Raw genomic sequence first — 21499 nt, 5'->3', positions numbered from 1 at the left:
AGAGTCCGCATGTGAGCCTATCCGTAATCCATCAAAAATTGAAGACATGATGGATTTCATCTTGTCACACCACTCGCCTAACAAGCAATGGTCTGTTTGGTTCTGGGACCGAGGACACGATGCATCTAACGAAAAGCAAAGGACGGTGCGCCTTCCCGACAATACGACTGGTCAGATTGCGGCCACGGTAGACAGTCTTCAGCATCCTTTTTCTGTTGATGTTTCGGACGTAGGCATTTTCGCAGTTGACGACGCGGGTCTTGCCACGGACTTTTCCGCCAAGTTGGTTGTATTCGATACGGTTGATGAGCGGGTAGCCACTCCACCTTTTCCAGAGAGTTGGCCCCAGATATTTCATGGAGAGCAGTGACTCATTGCGAGCCTGATTGCCCCGTGAATTCCCTTTCCAAAATTGGCCGTTTCGACGCGGGTGAGATAGCTGCAGCTCCACGCTCTGCAATCGCTGCGTGACACAGGCGTGTGCCGTAAGGCCCATTCGTCGTCACCGTTGCCAGCTCCTTTGCCTCTGGAATGTGTGACAGCAATTCCAGCAACATCGTGGCATCGTCGGTGCGATTGTCGGTTGTATCCATAGCACGGATTCCTACGTTTGCACATCAATGCTCAGATGTAGCTTGTGCCATTGGCGGCGGCAATCTGCACCTTGCTTTTTCAACTTCCACTCGCCTTCGCCCATCATCTTGATACCAGTGCTATCCACCAGCAGATGCAGACACCCCTGCTTCCTCTGTATCGGGATGCACACCCTGCAAGTCTTTCGGTGGCGGGAAAGCGTGCTGAAGTCGGGAGCGGCCCAGTCTGCCAGTTCATGTCTTTGCTGGGCATGCGAAGGAGTAGCCCTCGTTGTCTGAGGGACTGGTTGTAGGTCTGCCAGTTGGTGGTTTGGTACTTTGGAGGGAGGGGCTTGCTCAGGCCGTCACTCTACCAAGCAGACGCAAGCCTTTATTTGTGCAACAAAGCCGCCCACTGGCTTCATTCAGCTCTTCGATGTGGCAGGCCACGCATTAGCCACCACACGAACAGGACCCGAATTGGTCGCGCACACAGGGGCAGTCACCACTCTGGACGCCTGAAATGGCGAAGGCCCGCCAGAGGCGAGCCTTCTCTTACGTTTTGCCTACAGACGCATGCCGACTAGAACATCAATGATGGGAAGAGGGCATGCAGGCACTGTGTACGCAGAGTATAGCCACGAGATGGAGGGCATGTCAAGCGTGACCATATCCAAAAATGACCAGTAGTGCTATCGTAAGGGGCGCAAACGTAAATCATATAATGGCGAATAACATGCCGCACACATTCAATTATTCTCAAATTCTCCCCTTGGCGTCGCCACAGAGACTGGCTAGCTATCAACTTACATTTAGTCCTACTAATGAAAAGGAATTGTATGGCGTTTATGTTTGGGCGCAGCACGCGGTTGGTTCGCTTTATCCTCTTACTAATAACGTAGAAATAGCGCTACGGAATTCAATAGACAATGAGGCGCGTCGCCGCTTTGGCGATAAGTGGTGGATGCTCCCGCAATTTAATAATGCTAACACTAAAGATTTTATAGATAATATAAACAAAGCCAAGAGTTCGCTAGATAAAGCATGGAAACAAGCTGAGCGTATTAGATTGGGTTTGCCTTCAGGGGCCGCGTTGCCAAGCTCGCCTCCTACTTGGTCGCATGACAAGATTATTGCTGCCACTGACTTCAGTACCTGGGAGCATGTTTTAAAGGATTCTTTTTCTGCGCCAAATCGGGCTCAAGAGTCAAATTATCTTTGGCCGCGCTCAATGGGCAAGGTTTTTCGGAAATACAATATTATAAGCGCTAGTAGTACGCAGGCTAGGCACGACATATTAGCTATAGTTCGTGAAATTCGTGAATATAGAAATAGACTTTTTCATCACGATAAAATATGGGTTAGTTCGAGCTCGGGGGGCGTAAATGATATTGGCGCAATAGAATCCATCAGGAGGAAAATAAATAAGATGGAGCTTATTTTAAGTGCCATTGACCAGCGGCTACTATCTCTGCTTGAGAAAGTCGGTATCGTTTCGCAGGCTAGGAGGGTCTGCGCAATGGACCAGCTCAATATTTATAGATACGCTCATGCTGAGCCAAAGCTTACGGCAAAGAAAAAGCGAATTATTAGAAGTATTTCTTCAAAAGCAAAGAATGAAAACTCAACAGTTGCATGGGAGTATGGCGGCTCGTTATATGGGCTATTTAAAGTAAGATAGATAACCATTAATGATTAGGCTGTGCGGCATGATAAGATGGCCTTCTCGCATTATGCATCAGTTTCTTATTAGTATATGCACCAACATGAACGTAACGCCGGTAAGTCGGTTATATGAGAGAAAGAAGACCCATAAGTTTCTCAACTTATGGGTCTCGTTTTCTCAGGTTAGCCTATTAACTTTTAGTATAAGTCTTTAGTCGTTCAAATACTTCTATGACATATCCAGAAGGGTCCAGGCATTCGAAAGAACGAGCATTACCTCGTACGACTATCCTTGAGGACTTGACTCCTGCCTTGGTCATTCTTTCGAAACATGAGCTTACGTCGGAGACGTTAACGAAAAGCTTAACTCCTCCACAAAATTGTGGAGTACTAGGGTCCTCTCGCAGAGCAAGGGTTGACGAAAAACGGACTACTTTTTGCGATGCGCCAGTGACTTTTAATCCCAGAAACTTTTCATAGAATTCGCGTGATTTCCCGAGGTCTCTAACGAGGAGAGTCATACCGATTGCGGGTTCAAAATCGCTATCGGAGGAGGATGAAATCTGCGTTGGACCGTCAAGGCTTTCGACCTTCAGCTCCGTCTTTTTGGAACTTTCCACCTTCTTGGTTTGGCTGCTTGGTATAAATAATGTTAATCCAGCGTCCGTGGCAATAATGCGTATCTCGGCAGCGCGTTCACCATGTTGCTCTTGGCAGCACTCAACGGATGTCACTTGCAATCCAATGGGCAGTGCAAAACCCGATGGTACTTCATTTTTTTCGAGCTGGCGTTTGAATTCGATGAGATTACGTTTGGTTACTTGGCTGTAAGTCGTAGTGGTCTTGTACATAAAAACCAGCTGCTCCGCAGTTTGCCGTATGTAGGCGGCATCCTGTAGTTTGCCCTCATAATCCTGTAGCCAAGACATCCCATTTATTACACCCAGGAGGCTGGCAGTCATAGAGGCGAGAGTGTCTGTATCTGCACCTTCAGATGCAGCCGCACAGCGCATACCTTCCAATGGCGAAGCGGCATACCGAGACGCGAAATAAAGTGCTGCAACGGCTGTGGTCGTACCTGCACCATTTGTTTTCGGACTCAAGCCGCCAAGTTCTTTCATTATCACCATGTCGTCGGACAGTACACCGCCATCGAGACCAGCGATGGCGCGATGACAAAGGGTTAAAACCTCGTCTACCGCGAGAGACCAATGGCCGTTGAAGTCTTGTACATGCTTTTGTGTGGCCGGAAGCCATGAAGGCCAGTGATGCGAAATGTCGGGTAGTTTTCCCCAGACAGTTGCCTCTTCCACGCATCGACGAAGCAGAGACCCATAGTCAAGCGTGTCCACTCTCTTGAAGGCATTCCACAATATATATCCAAAGGCGAGCGCACCTACGAGCGCACGCGGGTGGCCATGTGTTATCACACCGTCGGCAAGAATATTTTTCGCTAACGTAGAGAAATCATCATCTCTCGCATGAAATACGCAATGTGGTAACACGCGCATTGCCGCGCCATTGCCACCCGCCTCAAAGTATCGCTTGGCAACGTCTTTTGCCTTGGAGTCCCAAGGAGCGACTCCCGCCAGCCACGAAACGGCTGCGCGCTTCGTAGCCCCTCCCCCTCCGCGCTCGTAGCAGGTCCAGAAGGGTAACTCGACGCGCGCAAAATACTCCCACCAGCGCGGCCCTATTGCCCGCGAGCGCGAGATGGCAAGGATTAGTTGGGTGTCATCACTGTAGGCACCCGCATCGATTTGCTCCCAGCGCGGTGAAAATCTGCTGCCGCTGCGCTTCTTCCAGTCGACGAACTGGCCGTCCCATTTCCGAGCGTCAAGCTTGTTAGCTGCTCTACCCTCGAATGGCCAGCCGAGCGCATCTCCGACGGCGGCACCAATATATGCGGCAAGGGCGCGTTCGGGGCTGGTCGTGGTTTTTTGCTCGACGGGATGGTTCAGGTTGCTCTCGCTCATACGGCAGTCTCAGTCGGACGACGTCCCGCCCAAATTTGGTCTTTCAGCGTCATTTTATCAAACAAGTCCGGAGCAACGACTGTCGGCACCATCAGTGGCGACAGTCCTAGCGCATCCCAGCGCGCACGCTCAGTGTGTACTTGCCTCTCCGTCAGCATAGCTAACCCCTGAATCGCTTCTATCGGAATGGGTCCCGGTACTAGAACCTCTGCCTGAAGGTCCGTTGGAGAACAGGGCAGGTGTGAGGCTTGACGCCGGAAAACCCGCCCTCCCGCCCCTTGGATTCGTGGGGCAAACATAGATTCGAATCCTGGCCACCCGCTTGCTATCAGCGCGCCGTTCTCGGCAGCCGCATTCCGCGGGCAAAAGAGCGTCCCGGATGACCACAACACCTCCGGGTCAATGAAAAGAATTACCCAGTCGAGAAAAATCAGCTCCTTTCTCGTCACGATGTCGAGGTAGTAGCTGTTGGGATACTCGACAGAACAGCAAATCTTGTCTAAATGCCCGTCCCGGCGGTATGCGTCAGTTGGGTTGACCTCGCCACGGGCCTCCATGTCTAGCGTCTGACGGTCCTTCAAATATCCTGAGTCCAAGACGTGGAGGAGGTTCCGTGATGGTGTAAAGTGACACAGGCGAGTGATGCCACGATTAGCACAATCATCCCGGATTTTTTTGTTCATGGTCATCGTGAAATCCGGCTGTAAAGCGCCTCATCCGTGGGCAGCAACTCCGTAACATCGCCTGTATAAGTGAGCACAAGCGAGGTCTTTGCCCGCGTAATCCCCACATAGAGGAGTCTGCCGTCCTCGGCGAATATCTCGTCCACCTCGTCAGCCTCAATGTCTTCTAAGCTTGGTATCTCGGAACCAGAAAGGAAGGGAAGGATTACCAGGTCAAACTCGAGGCCCTTGGCTGAATGGTACGTACCAAAGTAAGCTCCGTTCCCGGCCAGCCAATTTGCCCCCTCTTCATTCAGCTGTATTGCCTCATCCGGCAAATATGTACGGATTTCGCGAATCTTCTCGTGGGTGCGCAGTAGAACCGCCACGCGCTGAGCCCGGTGACGCTGAGCCACCACCGTACCAACCAGTTCACGCTCTTTTTCTCGGTCAGAGAAGTGTACGAGTGTCGGCTTTGGCCCATCAGCAGCAGAAACAATCGGCGCAATCATGTCTTGGCCGCCCAAAAAATATGACATCTCGGAAACGGCAACGGCCAGATTGGCGATGTTTCGCGTGTTCCGATAGTTTTGCTCAAAACGCCATACCTGGCGCGTTTGAAGACCTGCCTCACGCCAGCTCATTCCGCGGCCGTGGCCATAGATTCGCTGCGCCACATCCCCGAAAAATGTAATGGACCCGTCCTCCGGGACAGCCTTCGTCAAGGACCGAATCATCTCGAGAGAGAGGTCCTGTCCTTCATCGATGATGACATGTTTGTACATCCTGGGGCGAGTGTCCTGGTCGAGCGAAGCTGATACCGCCGCCGCTATGTCATCCATATCGTACAGCTTTCCCCTTCCCGCTCTGAGCTCCCGGTAGCGCTCGAGTATTTCCCACATGATAGGCCGCAATACGCGGTTCATCTGTGCGGAAGCTCGGCCTGTTCGAGTTACTTCGTTGTAACGGGCGACCGACTCGATATTGCGTCCATTCAACCACTGTATTTCGTCGAGGAAGAACTTCAATGGCCGGCGGAAGAAAGGAAGGTCGTCGTAGCCTTCTTTGACATCTTCAATCGCCTGCTTGATGAACTGCTCCCGCAGTCTTGTATCTATGATGCACCTGTCAGGCAGCTTGCCAATGGATTTGAGATAGCCCCGGGCAAAATGATGATAGTTCCGAACGTCAACATCTCCGGGAATTTCGCTTCCAAAGCTACGGATGTAATTCATCAGCGCCTTGTTGTACGTGACAATCAATGTCCGACCCACATCAGGAAGCAGGCTGTTCGTCAAATATCTAGCGCGCGCGATAGCCATCGTAGTTTTGCCGCTACCTGCAGTTCCGAGTACGACATGGTGTCCGGTTGCCGGCAGGCACACCACTTCCCGCTGCTTTCCGATTGGTTTTGGTAATGCCATATAGATTCTGTCGCCGCTCTCAGCCGTTCTCTGTTTTAGCCTAAGTTGCCCACCTCCTTGTGGAAGTTTTCGATGGTGATGGGCTTCTTCTTACGGGTAAGTTGGAAAATCTGACTCCGAGAAAAGACCCATAAATTTCTCAACTTATGGGTCTCGTTTTCTCAGGTTATGCGTCTATCTACACTACAAAATTACACATCAATATTCCTTGCAATCAAGGCGTTGCCCTCGATGAACTGCCTGCGCGGCTCCACCTCGTCGCCCATCAGGGTGGTGAACACGTCGTCCGCGCCCATCACGTCTTCGATGCGTACCTTGAGCAGGCGGCGCACGGTCGGGTCCATGGTGGTTTCCCACAGCTGTTCCGGGTTCATCTCGCCCAGGCCTTTGTAGCGCTGGATGTTCATGCCCTTTTTCACTTCGGCCAGCAGCCAGTCCAGCGCTTCGCCGAATTCCGCCACCGGGCGCACGGTTTCGCCGCGCTTCACCTGGGCGCCCTGGCGCAGCAGGTTGTTAAGCAGGTCGCCGGTTTTCTTCAGCTCGGCGTAGTCGCCGCTGTCCAGGAAGTTTTGGTCCAGCACCGTCACCAGCACGTTGCCGTGCAGCTTGCGGATGATCTTCACCAGGTGGCCGTCGTTCTTTTCGTCGCGCAGCAGCTGCAGGTCGATGGTTTCGGCCGGCAGCAGCGCTTGCAGCGCGGCGACGCAGGCGGCGGCTTCGGTCTGGCTTTGCAGCGACAGCGGGCCGCTCTTCAGCATGGCTTCCAGCACCAGCGGGTCGATCACGCGGCTTTCGCGCTCGATCACCGCGCGGGTCAGCAGGAACTGGCGGGCGATTTCGGCCAGGGTGTCGCCGGCCAGCGGCACTTCGCCTTCGGCCGGGATCAGCTCGGCTTTTTCCAGCGCCAGTTGCAGCAGGTACTGGTTCAGCTCGTAGTCGTCCTTCAGGTAGCGTTCCTGCTTGCCGTGCTTGGCCTTATAGAGCGGCGGCTGGGCGATGTAGATGTGGCCGCGCTCCACCAGTTCCGCCATCTGGCGGTAGAAGAAGGTGAGCAGCAGGGTGCGGATGTGCGCGCCGTCCACGTCGGCGTCGGTCATGATGATGATGCGGTGGTAGCGCAGCTTGTCCGGATTGTATTCGTCCTTGCCGATGCCGCAGCCCATGGCGGTGATCAGGGTGGCCACTTCCTGGCTTTGCAGCATCTTGTCGAAGCGGGCGCGTTCCACGTTGAGGATCTTGCCCTTCAGCGGCAGGATGGCCTGGAATTTGCGGTCGCGGCCTTGCTTGGCGGAGCCGCCGGCGGAGTCACCCTCCACCAGGTACAGTTCGCACAGCGACGGGTCTTTTTCCTGGCAGTCGGCCAGTTTGCCGGGCAGGCCCAGGCCGTCCATGATGCCTTTGCGGCGGGTGATTTCGCGGGCCTTGCGCGCGGCTTCGCGGGCGCGGGCGGCTTCCACGATCTTGCCGCAGATGATCTTGGCGTCGTTCGGGTTTTCCAGCAGATAAGTCTTCAGCGCTTCGCTGATCACTTCGTTGACCACCGGGCCGATTTCGCTGGAAACCAATTTATCTTTGGTCTGGCTGGAGAACTTGGGGTCCGGCAGCTTGACGGACAGCACGCAGGTCAGGCCTTCGCGCATGTCGTCGCCGGTGGTGTCCACCTTGGCCTTCTTGGCCACTTCGGACTCTTCGATGAACTGGTTCAGCGTGCGGGTCATCACCTGGCGCAGCGCGGTCATGTGGGTGCCGCCGTCGCGCTGCGGGATGTTGTTGGTGAAGCACTGGACGTTCTCTTGGTAAGAGTCGTTCCACTGCATCGCCACTTCCACCGTCATGCCGTCTTTTTCGCCGATGCCGTAAAAGGTCTTCGGGTGCAGCACGGTCTTGTTGCGGTTCATGTATTCGACAAAACCGGCCACGCCGCCGGAGAAGGCGAAGTTTTCTTCCTTGCCGCTGCGCTTGTCTATCAGCTGGATGCCGACGCCCTGGTTCAGGAACGACAGTTCGCGGATGCGCTTGGCCAGGATGTCGAAGTGGAATTCGATGTGGCCGAAGGTTTCCACGCTGGCGAAGAAGGTCACTTCGGTGCCGCGGTGGCTGGTATGGCCGGTGACGGTGAGCGGGGCCACCGCGTCGCCGCGGCGGAATTCCATTTCATGCACCTTGCCGTCGCGCCAGATCTTCAGCTTCAGCCAGTCGGACAGCGCGTTCACTACCGACACGCCCACGCCGTGCAGGCCGCCGGAGATCTTGTAGCTGTTGCTGTCGAACTTGCCGCCGGCGTGCAGGATGGTCATGATCACCTCGGCGGCGGAGCGGCCTTCTTCCGGGTGAATGTCGGTGGGAATGCCGCGGCCGTTGTCTTCCACGGAAACGGAGTTGTCCGGATTGATGGTGACCTTGATGGTGTCGGCATGGCCGGCCAGCGCTTCGTCAATGGCGTTGTCCAGCACTTCAAACACCATGTGGTGCAAGCCGGTGCCGTCCTGGGTGTCGCCAATGTACATGCCGGGGCGCTTGCGCACCGCATCCAGGCCTTTAAGCACCTTGATACTGTCCGCGCCGTATTCTTGTTCGCTCATACTCACACTTTCCATAAGGCGGCGTGGTCGTCGGGGGACGATTCGCGCCGCCGGTCAATCTTGAATCCGGTGGGAAGCCGGGGCTTCCCGCTTGGAGCGGCCGCTGGCTACGCGGCCGCCCGCTCTCCGTGGCCTGGCCGCGTCAGATGCGCATCGGCATTACGATGTACTTGAAGTTGCTGACATCCGGAATGGTGAACAACGCGCTGCGGTTGGAATCGCCAAACGCCAGCTGCAGGGTGTCGGCCGGCAGGTTGGTCAGCACATCCAGCAGGTAGTTGATGTTGAAGCCGATTTCCAGCGTGCCGCCCTGGAAGGCGATTTCCAGTTCTTCTTCCGCTTCTTCCTGTTCGCTGTTGGTGCACAGGATGGACATCTTGCCCGGCGCCAGCACCAGGCGCACGCCGCGGAATTTCTCGTTGGCCAGAATGGCGGCGCGTTGCAGCGCGTGCAGGAACTCCACGCGTTCGATCAGGAAGATTTTTTCGTTATCCAGCGGGATGACGCGGTTGTAGTCGGGGAACTTGCCGTCCACCACCTTGCTGATGATCACGGTGGCGCCAAAGCTGAAACGCACCTGGTTGGCCAGCACTTCGATCTTGATTTCGTCGTCGCTGTCCTGCAGCAGCTTGTACAGCTCCAGAATGGTCTTGCGCGGCAGAATCACTTCGGCCTTGGGCAGGGTGGCAACCACGTCGGCGCTGGCAAAAGCCAGGCGGTGGCCGTCGGTGGCCACCAGGCGCACCTGGTTGCCGTCGGTCTGCATCAGCAAGCCGTTGAGGTAGTAACGGATGTCCTGCACTGCCATGGCGTATTGCACCTGGGAGATCAGGCGCTTCAGCTCGCGCTGGCTCAGCGTGAAGCTGGATTCGCCGGCGCTGGCCACCGACAGCAGCGGAAAATCTTCCGCCGGCAGCGTTTGCAGGTTGAAGCGGCTCTTGCCGGCCTTCAGCACCAGGCGGCTGCCGTCCAGCTGTTCCAGCGTCACGGTGGTGTTGCCGGGGATGGCGCGCAGAATGTCCTGCAGCTTCTTGGCCGAAGTGGTGAGGCGGAAATCCTCGCCCGGCAGCTCGTCGCTGCTGGCGGTGGTGATCTGAATTTCCAGGTCGGTGGCCAAAAAGCCTACCTGTCCGCCCTTTTTCTCGATCAGGACATTGGACAGGATGGGCAGGGTGTGGCGACGCTCGACAATGCCGGTGACTGCCAGCAGGGGCTTGAGCAGGGCATCGCGTTCGGCTTGCAGGATCAGCATGTGGCGGGCTCCAGTCGGATGGTGAAGTGTCGATTCATGATATTAGTTGCGCAGCATGGACAGCAGCGCTTCGTAATCGTGGGCGATGTCGGCGTCGTTGGCGCGCATCTCGGTAATGGTTTTGCAGGCATGCAGCACGGTGGTGTGGTCGCGGCCGCCAAAGGCGTCGCCGATATTGGGCAAGGACAGCTGGGTCAGCTCCTTGGCCAGCGCCATGGCCACCTGGCGCGGCCGGGCAATGTCGCGGCTGCGCTTTTTGCTGTGCATGTCGGACAGCTTGATCTTGTAGTACTCGGCCACCGTTTTCTGGATGGCGTCCACCGTCACCTGGCGGTTGCCGGCGGCCAGGATGTCCTTCAGCGCTTCTTTCACCAGTTCCAGCGTGATGTTCTGGTTGGTGAAGCGGGCGTAGGCCACCACGCGCTTGAGCGCGCCTTCCAGCTCGCGCACGTTGGAGCGCACGTTCTGGGCGATGAAGAAGGCGACGTTGTGTTCCAGCTTGATGCTGTCGGCCTCGGCCTTTTTCATCAAAATGGCCACGCGCATTTCCAGCTCCGGCGGCTGAATTTCCACCGTCAGGCCCCAGGAGAAGCGCGAGATCAGCCGCTCTTCCATCCCTTCAATCTGCTTGGGGTAGCTGTCACAGGTCATGATCACCTGCTTGCCGCCCTCGATCAGCGCATTGAAGGCATAGAAGAATTCTTCCTGGGTGCGGTTTTTGCCGGCGAAGAACTGGATGTCGTCAATCAGCAACAGATCTAAGGAATGGTAATAGCGCTTGAATTCATCAAACGCCTTGTGCTGATAGGCGCGCATGATGTCGGCCACATAGCGCTCGGCGTGGATGTAGCGGATCTTGGCTTGCGGGTTCTTTTGGAACACGTGGTTGCCGATGGCCTGGATCAAGTGAGTCTTACCCAGGCCCACGCCGCCGTAGACAAACAGCGGGTTGTAAGCCTGGTCGCCCGGGTTTTCCGCAATCTGCATCGCCGCCGCGCGCGCCAGCTGGTTGCCCTTACCCGTCACCAGCGTGTCGAAGGTGAACGAGGGGTTCAGGCGCGTGCTTTCATGGCTGCCGCCAATGGCCTTCACCGCCGCCTGCTTGGCGGGGGAGGGCGCGGCCGGGGCGCTGGGCGCCGGCTTGGCCGGCTCCTTGGCCTTGGGCTGGCTGCTGGCCATGGCCGGCTGCAGCGGCTTGGCCGTGGGCGCGCCCAGACGCAGCTCCACCAGGCATTCGCCCACCAATTCCACTGCCAGCTCCTCGATGCGGGGCAGGAAGCGGTCTTTGATGAACTGCATGATGAAGCGGTTGGGCGCGAACAGCGCAATGCCTTCGTCGCCGGCTTCGGCGGTCAGCGGCTTGATCCAGGTATTGAACTGTTGCGAAGACAGTTCGGCCTCCAGGCGGGCGAGGCAAGCAGGCCAGAATTGATCCAGTTCAGTCATTACATACACGCATGTGAAAGCGAAAAACCCGCTGCCGGCGCAAGGCCCATCACAGCGGGAGAGGCCGTCCGCGCCCAGTCAAGGCCTGGGGCGTACGACGGAATGTTTGGCATGAAAGCGGCCGCCCAGCTGCGGGGATGGAACGCGCCAAGGCCGGAATGTCCGGGGGCGTTCATTTGTTGGGCAGCGGAACGACAGCGATAAACCCAGACATTCTAACGGTTTTTTCCAAAGTTATCCACAGGGCTGGCGAAAATTCCTCGTTGACAAACGGCCGGAATTCGAGTCAAATCACGCGTTTATTTCCGTTTCGAAACAGGAAACCATATCATGAAACGTACTTACCAGCCTTCCAATACCCGCCGTAAACGCACTCACGGCTTCCTGGTCCGCATGAAGACCCGTGGTGGCCGCGCCGTTATCGCCGCTCGCCGCTCCAAGGGCCGTAAGAAGCTGGCCGTTTAAGCCTTTGTCGGCTTACCGCTTTCGCCGTGCGCACCGGCTGTTAAAAACGGATGAGTTCTCATCCGTTTTTAGTTTGCGGCTTCAGCGCAGCAATGCGTTTTTCCAGGTGTTCGCCCGCGCCAACGATCTGGGCCACCCCCGCGTGGGTTTGGTGGTTGGCAAGAAAGTGGCCAAACGGGCGGTTCGCCGAAATTACATCAAGCGTTGCGTGCGCGAGTGGTTCCGCCTGAACCAGCAAGAGCTGGGCGGCGTGGATTTTGTGGTGCGCGCAAAAACGGCGTTTACCCGCGAGCAGAGAAACGAAGCTGTCACCGCTTTGTCTGTTCTGTTTGCTAAACTGGCGCGATGTCACGCTTCCTCATCCTCCTGATCCGTTTTTACCAGCTGGCGATCAGCCCGTGGCTGGCACCGCGTTGCCGCTTCCAGCCCACCTGTTCCAGCTACGCGATCGAGGCCGTGAGCAAGCACGGCGCCTTAAAAGGCGGCGCATTGGCCGCCCGACGCATCTGCCGTTGCCACCCCTGGGGCGGCAGCGGCTATGACCCGGTTCCCTGAACTTTCCGGTATCGAGAAGATGGATTCCAAGCGACTGATTATTTTTGTTGTACTGTCCGTGGGCATCCTGTTTGGGTGGAATGAATATTTCATGCCCAAGCACGCCCCGCAGCAGGCGGCGCAAACACAAGGCGCGGCGCAGCAAGCCAACGCCGTGCAGCCGGCCGACGCCAACAAGCTGACCCGCGGTCAGCGCATCCACGTCAAGACCGACTTGGTAGAAGCCGAGATCGATACCGTGGGCGGCGATCTGCGTTCCTTGCAACTGCTGAAGCACGGCGAAGCGGAAGACCGCAATCAGCCGTTCAAGCTGTTCCAGGACAACGCCAAGCGCACCTATGTGGCGCAGACCGGCCTGGTTGCCGTCAGCAACCCGGCGCTGCCGACCCATAAAACCGTATTCACCGCCGATCAGGCCAACTACACCCTGAACGGCGACAAGCTGGAAGTGAAGCTGACCGCCCCGGACGCCAACGGCGTCAAGGTGAACAAGGTCTACACCTTCACCAAGGGCAGCTACGAGATCGGCGTCCGTTACGACATCGTCAACAACGGCTCCATCCCGGTAGCCCCCACCGCCTACTACCGCCTGCTGCGCGACAGCCAGGCGCCGGAAGGCGAAGGCCGCTTCGCTCACACCTATACCGGCCCGGCCGTGTACACCTCGGAACACAAGTTCCAGAAGGTGAGCTTTGAAGACCTGGCCAAGGGCAAGGGCGATTACGCCAAGACCACCACCGACGGTTGGGTGGCCATGGTGCAGCATTACTTCATGTCCGCCTGGATTCTGCAGCCGCTGGACGGCAAGAGCGTGTGCAAGGACGACAAGTCCTGCCGCTTCGAGCTGAAGGAAACCGGCGGCCTGAACTCCGCCGCCGCGCTGGTTGACTACGCCGCCATCGCCCCGGGCAAGAGCCTGAGCGTGAGCGTGCCGCTGTACGCCGGTCCGGAAGAGTACAACCTGATCACCAAAGCCGCCGACGGCATGGAATACGCCAAGGACTTCGGCTTGTTCTACATCTTCGCCTCGCCGCTGTTCTGGCTGCTGGTGAAGCTGCATGGCCTGGTGAGCAACTGGGGCTGGGCGATTGTGCTGCTGACGGTGACGGTGAAGGCGGTGTTCTACCCGCTGACCGCCGCGTCCTACCGTTCCATGGCCAAGATGAAGGCGCTGGCGCCGCGTCTGGAGCGCATGAAGGAACAGTACGGCGACGACCGCATGAAGTTCCAGCAAGCCGTGATGGAAATGTACAAGACCGAGAAGGTGAATCCGCTGGGCGGCTGCCTGCCGATGCTGATTCAAATTCCGGTGTTCATCGGCCTGTACTGGTCGCTGCTGGCTTCGGTCGAGCTGCGCGAAGCGCCGTGGATTCTGTGGTACACCGACTTGGCCCGCCCGGACCCGTTCTTCATCCTGCCGGCCATCATGGCCGCCACGATGTTCCTGCAGACCTTCCTGAGCCCGCCGCCGGCGGACCCGATGCAGGCGAAGATGATGAAGGTGATGCCGCTGGCCTTCTCGGCGCTGTTCTTCTTCTTCCCGTCCGGCCTGGTGCTGTACTACGTGGTGAACAACGTGCTGTCGATTACCCAGCAGTGGTTCATCAACAAGCAGATCGAAAAGAACAACAAGGCCGCGCTGCAATCCTAAGTGCCTGGCCTGTTCCTGGATGACTGCTGAAACCCGGCCACTGGCCGGGTTTTTTTATGCTGGGATGGCTTGCCCCCTCTCCCCAACCCCTCTCCCGCGAGGGGAGAGGGGCTAGGTGGCTGCGCGGGGGATGGGCATCACTCATATGCCCGTTGTAGGGCGGATGCCCCGGCGGGGCGATCCGCCAGGGCGTGCCTCTGGATGGCGCTTCAATACAATTGGAAAAGCTATGCGGCGAGTGACTGATACATCATCCGCACGCAGCACGCAGCACGCAGCACGCAGCACGCAGCACGCAGCACGACGAACGACGAACGACGAACGACGAACGACGAAGCGCTGGAGCGCCGGCAAGGCCTGCCATTGTCAACGCGGGTGTGCGGCAGCCTAGACCGCTCCCTCTCCCCTTGCGGGAGAGGGCTGGGGAGAGGGGGGCGATGTCGCGCCCTTCCCCAAAAAAGATTATCAAGCAGCAGATTATTGGCCATCCCGGGCCAGGCCTTGAGCCGAAAGCGGCTTCGGAATGCTGGAATTGCGGGATAATAGAAGCCGTGTATGCGCCGCGATGACCGCGCCTGAGCGCGTGAAGCATGAATGTCCGGGAGGGCGGGAATGCAAGCCGTCCGCTCTTCCTCTATGACCAAACAGCAGGCAGACCCATCGCGGCCAAGCAAGCAAACAAGGAATGTCGATGAACCTCAGCTACACCCCCGCCACCATTTGCGCCGTCGCCACCGCCCCCGGCCGCGGCGGCGTCGGCGTGATCCGCGTGTCCGGCAAGGATTTGCTGCCGTTTGCGCAGGCCATTTCCAATGGCAAAACGCCCAAGCCGCGCTACGCCACCTACACGGACTTTTTCGACGCCCACGGCCAGGCCATCGATAACGGCCTGCTGCTGTTCTTCCCCGGCCCCAACAGCTTTACCGGCGAAGATGTGCTGGAGCTGCAAGGCCACGGCGGGCCGGTGGTGATGAAGATGCTGCTGGCGCGCTGCGTGGAGCTGGGCGCGCGGCTGGCCGAGCCGGGCGAGTTCACCAAGCGCGCCTTCCTCAACGACAAGCTGGATCTGGCGCAGGCGGAAAGCGTGGCGGACTTGATCGACGCCAGCAGCGAAACCGCCGCCAGGAGCGCGCTCAAATCGCTGAAGGGCGCGTTCTCGCGTGAGGTGCACGGCTTGGTGGATGAGCTGATCAATCTGCGCATGCTGGTGGAAGCCACGCTGGACTTCCCGGAAGAGGAAATCGACTTTCTGAAGCAGGCCGACGCCATCGGCCGCCTGCGCCGTCTGCGCGCCACGCTGGTGAATGTGCAAGCCACCGCCAAACAGGGCGCCATTCTGCGCGAGGGCATGCATGTGGTGCTGGTGGGCCAGCCCAATGTCGGCAAGTCCAGCCTGATGAACGCGCTGGCCGGCGACGACATCGCCATCGTGACCGACATCGCCGGCACCACCCGCGATACGGTGCGCGAGGAGATCGTCATCGACGGCGTGCCGGTGCACATCATCGACACGGCCGGCCTGCGCGATACCGACGACGTAGTGGAAAAGATAGGCATAGAGCGCACCTGGCAGGCCGTGGAGCGCGCCGATATGGCGCTGCTGCTGGTGGACAGCCGCGAAGGCCTGACCGCCGAAGTGCAGGCCATTCTGGAACGGCTGCCGCCGGCATTGCCGCGCGTGCAGGTTTTCAACAAGGTGGATCTGTCCGGCGAGGCGGCGGGCCTGACCGAGGAAAACGGCCACCCGCTGGTGCGGCTGTCGGCCCGCACCCATCAGGGCGTGGACGTGCTCAAGGCCAAGCTATTGGAGATGATAGGCTACAGCGGCGCCGACGAGGGCGTGTTCCTGGCCCGCCAGCGCCATCTGGACGCCATCGCCCGCGCGGCGGACCATCTGGAGCTGGCCGAGGCGGATTGGGAACAGGTGGAAATCTTCGCCGAGGAATTGCGCATGGCGCAGAACGCTTTGTCCGAGATCACCGGCGAGTTCTCCGCCGATGACCTGCTGGGGGTGATCTTCTCCCGCTTCTGCATTGGCAAGTAAAGCTGTAACCAGGGCCGGGCAGGTTGTCGAACGGCTCTGACGGATCACCCCGCGCCGCGCCAGCCATCCAGCGGCGGAACGCCCGGTAAAGCCGGGTTTCCGCCCTACGTGAGGGGCATCATCAGCCCCGATGATGCGGCTGGCTGTTACGGCGCCAGCTTCTTGATCGGGAAGCTGTCCAGCGGCTTGATTTCTTTCAGCACGAACATGCTTTGCATCTCTTTCATGCCCGGCAGCCGGCGCACCACCGACATAGCGAAGTCGGCGTAGGAGTCCAGGTCCGACGCCACCACCTGCAACAGGAAGTCGGCATCGCCGCCTATGCTGTAGCAGGCCACCACATCTTCCATCGCGAACACCTGTTCTTCGAACTTCTTGGCTTCCGCTTCGCTGTGGCTATCCAGCACCACTCGAATGAAGACCATCACTCCCAAGCCTATCTTCTTGCGATTCAGCACCGCCCGGTAGCCCTGGATAACGTTGTCGTCCTCAAGCTTGCGTACTTTCCGCCAGCAGGGCGAGGCGGATATGCCTATCTGTTCGGCGAGCTCCTGGTTGGTCATCCGCGCATCGTCCTGCAGCAGCGTTAGGAGCTTTATGTCGGTCTGGCTGAGCGCCAAGGGGGAGTTCCTTTCTGCTTTCGATTCGGCAAGGGTAATTTCTTTCCAAAATTGTAGAGAGAACATGCCATTTAGGCAAAAAATTCCACTTTGAGTATTGCATAATAAATTAGATATCAATTGTCATAAGAAGGTTAGTCGCATGTTGATGCATATCGTGCTGTTTACGTTCAAGAAGCCTTGGAGCTGGGAGTCGGAAGAAGCCATCGACGCGGAAAAAGCCACTCACGCGCATCCCGATCATATTGCGGAAATCAAGGGGTGGACTTGCGGGCGGAATACAACCAAGCGCGATATCGCCGCGGACTTCGTGGTGGTGGGTTTGTTTGAAAATCGAGAAGAGCTTAATGCTTACATTATTCATCCGAACCATCAGCTTGGCGTAATGAAATGGAAAGCCATTGCGGACTGGAAAGTTGTTGATGTGGAGGTGTCAAGCGAGACGACGTTGAATAGCGGCCTGCTATCAGTGTTGAATAATCTGGTTGGCGCATATTGATGAATCGTAGGCTATAAGGATTGGCTATGAAATTTGATGCGTCCCAACATCGTTGCGCAATCGTCATTGATAAAGAACTTCCAACCGGTTTGGCTATAAACGCCGCAAGCGTAATTGGCATCAGTTTTGGCCGTCAGGTGGAAAACCTGGTCGGGCCTGATATGCAGAGCCAAGATCAAGTGAATTACCCTGGGGTGATTTACAGCCCGCTTCCCATATTGCTGGCGACGAATGACTATATTCGAGAGATGTTAGACAGTTTTGATGATGATGGCGAAATTTATATTATGCCATTCAGCGCGCTGGCGCAGTCTTGTAAAACCTATGACGAGTATGGCGAGCGCATTTCTTCTGTCGATAGCAGCGATATCGAGCTGGTTGCGGTTGGCTTGATTGGCCCCAAGAAGAAAATTAACAAAGTAACGGGTAGTTTGCCATTGTTTAAATAACCGCTGCGCATGGCTTGAGCATGCCCAGTGACTATGGATTCATCACGCAGATTAAAATAGCTAACTCAACCTTGATTGGTTAAAAATGTACGCAATCTTTAAAGAAGAGATGTTTTTAAAGGCGAAGGAAGTATACAAAAAACATACGGACTTCGATCAGGGATCGGTTGGTTTAGATCAGCTTCATGCGCACCAGAGTCATGCATTGCGAGAGATCATCCAGTATGTTGCCAAGAACTCGCCTTTCTATCATGAGCATTTCAAGGGATTAACGGCTTCAGACATCGAGGCCTTGACGACTGATTCCATCAGCGCCCTGCCTTTTACGACCAAGGATGATCTGAGGACGCATGGCGCTGCGCTCGCCGCTGCGCCTTTGCATCAAAGTTGGATCTATTATGAGACGACAGGCACAACAGGAAAGCCAACGCCGTGCCCTCGCAATGAAATTGATTCCATTCATAACAATACGCCGCTTATCTTAAATTATAAGAAGATATTGGAGCGCCATGGCTCGAATCATGTCGTTGGCGTGATGGGGCCTACCGAGCTGCATTCTACCGGCGATACGTTTGAAGATGTCTTCCGCAGCTTGGGGCATAGTGTAGTCAAGATGTGGCCCCGCTCGCCGGTGGTGGGCATGAAACGCACGATGGCCTTGATCAATGAGCTGCAGATCACAGCGCTGGTTTGCACGCCCGCAGTCGCTATTTCCGTTGCCCGCTTCATCAAAGACGCCGGCCAGGATCCAGCTACGACAAGCGTGAAATTGATTTTGACGGTCGGAGAGCTGACAACGCCCTCCTTGCTACGAAATATCGGCGAAGTATGGGGCGCGCAAGTATACAGCTGCATGTACGCCTCGCAAGAGGCTTCGATTCTGGCCGTCTGCGCCGATGATAGCCATCTCTATACCGTTCCTTTGAATAATCATTACGAGATTATCGATCCGCTAAGCGGAGATAATTATGACGCGTCGCAGGGGCAGGTAACCGGCGAGTTGGTGATTACCCACCTATATAAAGGCCAAAAGCCTCTTATCCGTTATCGCACCGGGGATATGGTCCGTTCAACGGCTATGCCAGATGGCAGGCAAAAGATTGTGCCGATTGGTCGCGTGCGCGACGTGCTTACGCTGAATGGCACCGTTTATTGCGCATGGGATTTGGAAGCCGCGCTTCTGGAGCGCTTGAATGGTTGCCTGGATTACGCCATTCAAATAGATAGACATGACGGTATCGATATCCTGAATATCACCGTTGAAATGTTTAATAAAGAATCCGAGGTCAGCGCTGTGCTGGAAACCGTCAAGCAGCACATGGAGCAGGCTTTGACGGGCGTGAAGGTTCATATTGTGAATGGCGAGACGAGCAGCGTCACCGGCACTTCCGCGATGGTGAGCTGGAAGGCTGCGCGCATTCATGATCTGCGGCCGGCTGCCGATAATACGGATCGCGAAGCGGCTCTTGCCTTGATCAGTCGAGGTTTCAAGTAATGGCTGGCGCGGAAACTGAAAAATCAAGCCAGGCAAAGCCAGCGCATCACCGCTGGAGCTACCTCAATGGCGAATTTGTCGAAGCGCAGTCCGCTTCCCTGCCGATTACCACGCAGGCATTCAATTATGGCACTGCGGTATTTGAGGGTATTCGCGGCTATCAATCCAGCGCCGATGGCAAAGTGAATATTTTCCGGCTGGATGATCATCTGGCCCGCCTTTCCCAGTCGGCATCGCTATTGTTGATCCATGACTTGCCCAAGCTCGAGGCATTCAGGGAGTTGGTGCTGACGCTCTTGAAGCGCAATGAGGCAAGCGGCGATTGTTATATCCGACCGATTGCGTACAAACGTAATTTGCTGCCCGGCAGCGGATTTGGCGTGAAGTTGTCTGGCGTCAGCAATGGTTTGACGGTGAATAGCCTGAGCATGGGGGCATATGTTAAGCAGGATGGAATATCTTGCACTATCTCTAGCTGGCGTCGCGTTGCGGATAATTCGATACCCGCGCGGGCAAAAATCACCGGCAGTTATGTTAATTCCGCGCTGGCGATGGAGGCTGCGCAAATCGGTGGTCATGATGATGCGATCATGCTGAATAACCTTGGCTATGTTGCAGAGGCAACGACATCGAATGTTTTTATCGTAAAAAATCAGACGCTGATTACCCCGCCGATTACCGCGCATATCCTTGAGGGCATCACACGGGATACCGTTATTGCCATTGCAAGCCATGTGCTGGGCTTGAAAGTTGTCGAGCGTGACATCTTGCCGTCTGAATTGTTGACCGCGGATGAGTGTTTCTTAACAGGTACGGGCGTTGAAATATCGCCGGTTTTCCGGATTGATCATCACCCGTTACGCAGCATGGAGCCACAAAGCATATCGCTGACCATCAGAGATTTATATAAAAAAATCGTCCGTGGAGAGCTGGATGCGTTTAGCCATTGGTTGACATGCGTTTGCTAGTTCAAATATTTAGGTGAAAAATGCGCCATCATTTTATGGATATGGGTTTGGGCGATGTAGTGAACTTTCCGGTTTATACATTGGGGCCTGCAGGAACTAGTAGTGAGTATGCTTCGCAGTTCTTCCATAATTGGATGAAAGAAAGATATGCGAGGAATGCTGATGAAATTCATTTGAATGCGTCTTATGAATTAGCGCGAAGCAAGATCAAAGATAATAAAGGCTTGCTGGTGGTTGCGAATGCTTACGCAAAGATCAATGATTTTTATATGGATGCCAGCCTGAAATTATTGGCTTCATTTCTTTATGATACGCCGCTGTATGGCTTGGTGGCCAATAAAGAGCTTCCTGCCAGGCCTTTGACCATCGCCACTCATCCGGCGCCCACTCCATTAATCGAGGAGCTGCTGCCTGTTGGTTTGAGTATTGGCTCCATTGTGGAAAAATCTTCCACAAGCGCCGCGGCGCAAGCGGTAGTGGAGGGTGAGGTGGATATGGCATTGACGACAGAAATCGCAGCCAAACTGCATGGTCTTGCGTTTGTTTCGAGAACTCGCCCCATCCATATGCTCTGGTCGGTGTTTGCGCCGGTAATTTGATATCACAGTAAGGAATGAAAATGACTACGCTGAAAATGCATGATCTTGATAGCGCTCCATCCGGTAGCCGGGCTTTGTTGCAAAGCTCGATTGATAATTTCGGCTGGATTCCTTGGCAAAGTGCTTATATGGCGGAGTCGCCTGCTTTATTGTCATCTTATCAGTTTGCCCATGATGCGTTTTCAAATTGCTCGCTGAGCGAGGAGGAGCGAGCGATTGTCTGGATCACAACCGGCACGATAAACCAGTGCGCTTATACTGTGCAGGCGCATACTTGGATCGCGCAGCATAAGGGCGTTCCTGCCGCGACGCTGCAGGCGCTTGCGCAAGAGCCCGAGGCGCTGCCAGAGAAGCTGGCAGCATTGCATCGCTTCACCCGCGAGGTGGTGCTGGCCCAGGGACAGATCTCAAAAGAGGAGATTGCTGCCGTGCGGGCCGCGGGCTATAGCTCGCAGAATGTGCTGGATGTGATTTTGGGCGTCTCCCAAAAAACGATGTCCACGCTGCTGAACAGTATCGCGGGCACTCAGGTTGAGCCGCAATTCCAGACCACGCCGGCGTGAATAGGGCAGGAC

Annotated in this window: 22 protein-coding genes; 13 read left to right on the top strand and 9 right to left on the bottom strand. The window is 56.1% G+C overall.

The features are described 5' to 3' along the window. Positions 1 to 46: 46 nt before the first annotated feature. A complete protein-coding gene (locus NKT35_RS05975; RefSeq protein ID WP_254299776.1) occupies positions 47 to 370 on the top strand; it encodes a hypothetical protein in 324 nt (107 codons plus the stop codon). A 1-nt stretch (position 371) separates the two neighbouring features. Here the strand turns inward: NKT35_RS05975 and NKT35_RS05970 are convergent, their stop codons facing one another. After that, positions 372 to 593 carry a hypothetical protein gene (locus tag NKT35_RS05970; protein ID WP_254299775.1) on the bottom strand — a complete coding sequence of 74 codons (222 nt, stop codon included), beginning with the start codon at positions 591 to 593 and terminating at the stop codon, positions 372 to 374. Between the two features lie 11 nt (positions 594 to 604). Next, the gene (locus NKT35_RS24150) at positions 605 to 826 is read right to left on the bottom strand and encodes a transposase (protein WP_371926493.1); all 222 of its coding nucleotides are present in this window, start codon (positions 824 to 826) and stop codon (positions 605 to 607) included. 482 nt (positions 827 to 1308) lie between these two features. Here NKT35_RS24150 and NKT35_RS05965 point away from each other — a divergent pair, with 482 nt between their 5' ends. Next, positions 1309 to 2253 (top strand): Abi family protein, encoded by a 945-nt coding sequence (locus NKT35_RS05965; protein ID WP_254299773.1) that lies wholly within the window; start codon positions 1309 to 1311, stop codon positions 2251 to 2253. A 175-nt stretch (positions 2254 to 2428) separates the two neighbouring features. Here NKT35_RS05965 and NKT35_RS05960 read toward each other — a convergent pair whose 3' ends face one another. From NKT35_RS05960 to dnaA, 6 genes are all read right to left on the bottom strand, one after another. Beyond that, a complete protein-coding gene (locus NKT35_RS05960) occupies positions 2429 to 4213 on the bottom strand; it encodes an ADP-ribosylglycohydrolase family protein (protein WP_254299771.1) in 1785 nt (594 codons plus the stop codon). Next, complete coding sequence (locus NKT35_RS05955; RefSeq protein ID WP_254299769.1) at positions 4210 to 4902, bottom strand: DarT ssDNA thymidine ADP-ribosyltransferase family protein; 693 nt, start codon at positions 4900 to 4902, stop codon at positions 4210 to 4212. The genes NKT35_RS05960 and NKT35_RS05955 overlap by 4 nt, the downstream gene beginning before the upstream one ends. After that, complete coding sequence (locus tag NKT35_RS05950; protein ID WP_254299767.1) at positions 4899 to 6299, bottom strand: 3'-5' exonuclease; 1401 nt, start codon at positions 6297 to 6299, stop codon at positions 4899 to 4901. The genes NKT35_RS05955 and NKT35_RS05950 overlap by 4 nt, the downstream gene beginning before the upstream one ends. Before the next feature lie 191 nt (positions 6300 to 6490). Further along, on the bottom strand, positions 6491 to 8881 hold the full coding sequence (gyrB, locus tag NKT35_RS05945; protein WP_254299765.1) for a DNA topoisomerase (ATP-hydrolyzing) subunit B: 2391 nt from the start codon (positions 8879 to 8881) through the stop codon (positions 6491 to 6493). Between the two features lie 142 nt (positions 8882 to 9023). After that, entirely contained in the window at positions 9024 to 10133 is a 1110-nt protein-coding gene (gene dnaN / locus NKT35_RS05940) for a DNA polymerase III subunit beta (protein WP_254299763.1), read from the bottom strand. Between the two features lie 42 nt (positions 10134 to 10175). Next, positions 10176 to 11579 carry a chromosomal replication initiator protein DnaA gene (dnaA, locus tag NKT35_RS05935; protein WP_254299761.1) on the bottom strand — a complete coding sequence of 468 codons (1404 nt, stop codon included), beginning with the start codon at positions 11577 to 11579 and terminating at the stop codon, positions 10176 to 10178. Positions 11580 to 11909: 330 nt separating this feature from the next. Between dnaA and rpmH the strand changes: the two genes are divergently transcribed. From rpmH to mnmE, 5 genes are all read left to right on the top strand, one after another. Then, positions 11910 to 12044: a 50S ribosomal protein L34 gene (gene rpmH, locus NKT35_RS05930; protein ID WP_043571661.1), complete on the top strand. Its 135-nt coding sequence runs from the start codon at positions 11910 to 11912 to the stop codon at positions 12042 to 12044. Between the two features lie 4 nt (positions 12045 to 12048). Continuing rightward, positions 12049 to 12414 carry a ribonuclease P protein component gene (gene rnpA / locus NKT35_RS05925; RefSeq protein ID WP_254299759.1) on the top strand — a complete coding sequence of 122 codons (366 nt, stop codon included), beginning with the start codon at positions 12049 to 12051 and terminating at the stop codon, positions 12412 to 12414. Continuing rightward, the gene (yidD, locus tag NKT35_RS05920; RefSeq protein ID WP_254299757.1) at positions 12390 to 12599 is read left to right on the top strand and encodes a membrane protein insertion efficiency factor YidD; all 210 of its coding nucleotides are present in this window, start codon (positions 12390 to 12392) and stop codon (positions 12597 to 12599) included. Before rnpA ends, yidD begins: the two co-directional genes overlap by 25 nt. A gap of 19 nt (positions 12600 to 12618) precedes the next feature. Then, positions 12619 to 14250, top strand: coding sequence for a membrane protein insertase YidC (gene yidC / locus NKT35_RS05915; protein WP_254299754.1), 1632 nt, complete (start codon positions 12619 to 12621; stop codon positions 14248 to 14250). A 691-nt stretch (positions 14251 to 14941) separates the two neighbouring features. Beyond that, positions 14942 to 16294 (top strand): tRNA uridine-5-carboxymethylaminomethyl(34) synthesis GTPase MnmE, encoded by a 1353-nt coding sequence (mnmE, locus tag NKT35_RS05910; RefSeq protein WP_254299752.1) that lies wholly within the window; start codon positions 14942 to 14944, stop codon positions 16292 to 16294. Positions 16295 to 16440: 146 nt separating this feature from the next. Here mnmE and NKT35_RS05905 read toward each other — a convergent pair whose 3' ends face one another. Continuing rightward, entirely contained in the window at positions 16441 to 16914 is a 474-nt protein-coding gene (locus tag NKT35_RS05905; protein ID WP_254299750.1) for an Lrp/AsnC family transcriptional regulator, read from the bottom strand. Positions 16915 to 17056: 142 nt separating this feature from the next. Between NKT35_RS05905 and NKT35_RS05900 the strand changes: the two genes are divergently transcribed. The 6 genes from NKT35_RS05900 to NKT35_RS05875 all read left to right on the top strand — a co-directional run bounded on the left by NKT35_RS05900 (position 17057) and on the right by NKT35_RS05875 (position 21487). Next, on the top strand, positions 17057 to 17413 hold the full coding sequence (locus tag NKT35_RS05900) for a Dabb family protein (protein WP_254299747.1): 357 nt from the start codon (positions 17057 to 17059) through the stop codon (positions 17411 to 17413). A 26-nt stretch (positions 17414 to 17439) separates the two neighbouring features. Then, the gene (locus tag NKT35_RS05895; protein WP_254299745.1) at positions 17440 to 17862 is read left to right on the top strand and encodes a DUF2000 domain-containing protein; all 423 of its coding nucleotides are present in this window, start codon (positions 17440 to 17442) and stop codon (positions 17860 to 17862) included. Between the two features lie 85 nt (positions 17863 to 17947). Beyond that, positions 17948 to 19357 carry a phenylacetate--CoA ligase family protein gene (locus NKT35_RS05890; RefSeq protein WP_254299743.1) on the top strand — a complete coding sequence of 470 codons (1410 nt, stop codon included), beginning with the start codon at positions 17948 to 17950 and terminating at the stop codon, positions 19355 to 19357. Then, positions 19357 to 20325: a branched-chain amino acid transaminase gene (locus NKT35_RS05885; RefSeq protein WP_254299740.1), complete on the top strand. Its 969-nt coding sequence runs from the start codon at positions 19357 to 19359 to the stop codon at positions 20323 to 20325. Before NKT35_RS05890 ends, NKT35_RS05885 begins: the two co-directional genes overlap by 1 nt. Positions 20326 to 20345: 20 nt before the next feature. Beyond that, positions 20346 to 20924, top strand: a complete 579-nt coding sequence (locus NKT35_RS05880) for a type 2 periplasmic-binding domain-containing protein (protein WP_254299738.1) — start codon at positions 20346 to 20348, stop codon at positions 20922 to 20924. Between the two features lie 20 nt (positions 20925 to 20944). Further along, complete coding sequence (locus tag NKT35_RS05875) at positions 20945 to 21487, top strand: carboxymuconolactone decarboxylase family protein (protein ID WP_254299736.1); 543 nt, start codon at positions 20945 to 20947, stop codon at positions 21485 to 21487. Positions 21488 to 21499 lie beyond the last annotated feature (12 nt).

It is taken from the genome of Chromobacterium sp. IIBBL 290-4, from assembly GCF_024207115.1.
Taxonomy (GTDB): domain Bacteria; phylum Pseudomonadota; class Gammaproteobacteria; order Burkholderiales; family Chromobacteriaceae; genus Chromobacterium.
The sequence above is the reverse complement of the archived record's forward strand: the minus strand, read 5'-3'. Positions and strand labels throughout refer to the sequence as shown.

Coding starts and splice junctions, on each gene's coding strand:
- NKT35_RS05975 (WP_254299776.1), top strand. CDS start 47: ATGATGGATTTCATCTTGTCACACCACTCGCCTAACAAGCAATGGTCT.
- NKT35_RS05970 (WP_254299775.1), bottom strand. CDS start 593: ATGGATACAACCGACAATCGCACCGACGATGCCACGATGTTGCTGGAA.
- NKT35_RS05965 (WP_254299773.1), top strand. CDS start 1,309: ATGCCGCACACATTCAATTATTCTCAAATTCTCCCCTTGGCGTCGCCA.
- NKT35_RS05960 (WP_254299771.1), bottom strand. CDS start 4,213: ATGAGCGAGAGCAACCTGAACCATCCCGTCGAGCAAAAAACCACGACC.
- NKT35_RS05955 (WP_254299769.1), bottom strand. CDS start 4,902: ATGACCATGAACAAAAAAATCCGGGATGATTGTGCTAATCGTGGCATC.
- NKT35_RS05950 (WP_254299767.1), bottom strand. CDS start 6,299: ATGGCATTACCAAAACCAATCGGAAAGCAGCGGGAAGTGGTGTGCCTG.
- gyrB (WP_254299765.1), bottom strand. CDS start 8,881: ATGAGCGAACAAGAATACGGCGCGGACAGTATCAAGGTGCTTAAAGGC.
- dnaN (WP_254299763.1), bottom strand. CDS start 10,133: ATGCTGATCCTGCAAGCCGAACGCGATGCCCTGCTCAAGCCCCTGCTG.
- dnaA (WP_254299761.1), bottom strand. CDS start 11,579: ATGACTGAACTGGATCAATTCTGGCCTGCTTGCCTCGCCCGCCTGGAG.
- rpmH (WP_043571661.1), top strand. CDS start 11,910: ATGAAACGTACTTACCAGCCTTCCAATACCCGCCGTAAACGCACTCAC.
- yidD (WP_254299757.1), top strand. CDS start 12,390: ATGTCACGCTTCCTCATCCTCCTGATCCGTTTTTACCAGCTGGCGATC.
- yidC (WP_254299754.1), top strand. CDS start 12,619: ATGGATTCCAAGCGACTGATTATTTTTGTTGTACTGTCCGTGGGCATC.
- mnmE (WP_254299752.1), top strand. CDS start 14,942: ATGAACCTCAGCTACACCCCCGCCACCATTTGCGCCGTCGCCACCGCC.
- NKT35_RS05900 (WP_254299747.1), top strand. CDS start 17,057: ATGTTGATGCATATCGTGCTGTTTACGTTCAAGAAGCCTTGGAGCTGG.
- NKT35_RS05895 (WP_254299745.1), top strand. CDS start 17,440: ATGAAATTTGATGCGTCCCAACATCGTTGCGCAATCGTCATTGATAAA.
- NKT35_RS05890 (WP_254299743.1), top strand. CDS start 17,948: ATGTACGCAATCTTTAAAGAAGAGATGTTTTTAAAGGCGAAGGAAGTA.
- NKT35_RS05885 (WP_254299740.1), top strand. CDS start 19,357: ATGGCTGGCGCGGAAACTGAAAAATCAAGCCAGGCAAAGCCAGCGCAT.
- NKT35_RS05880 (WP_254299738.1), top strand. CDS start 20,346: ATGCGCCATCATTTTATGGATATGGGTTTGGGCGATGTAGTGAACTTT.
- NKT35_RS05875 (WP_254299736.1), top strand. CDS start 20,945: ATGACTACGCTGAAAATGCATGATCTTGATAGCGCTCCATCCGGTAGC.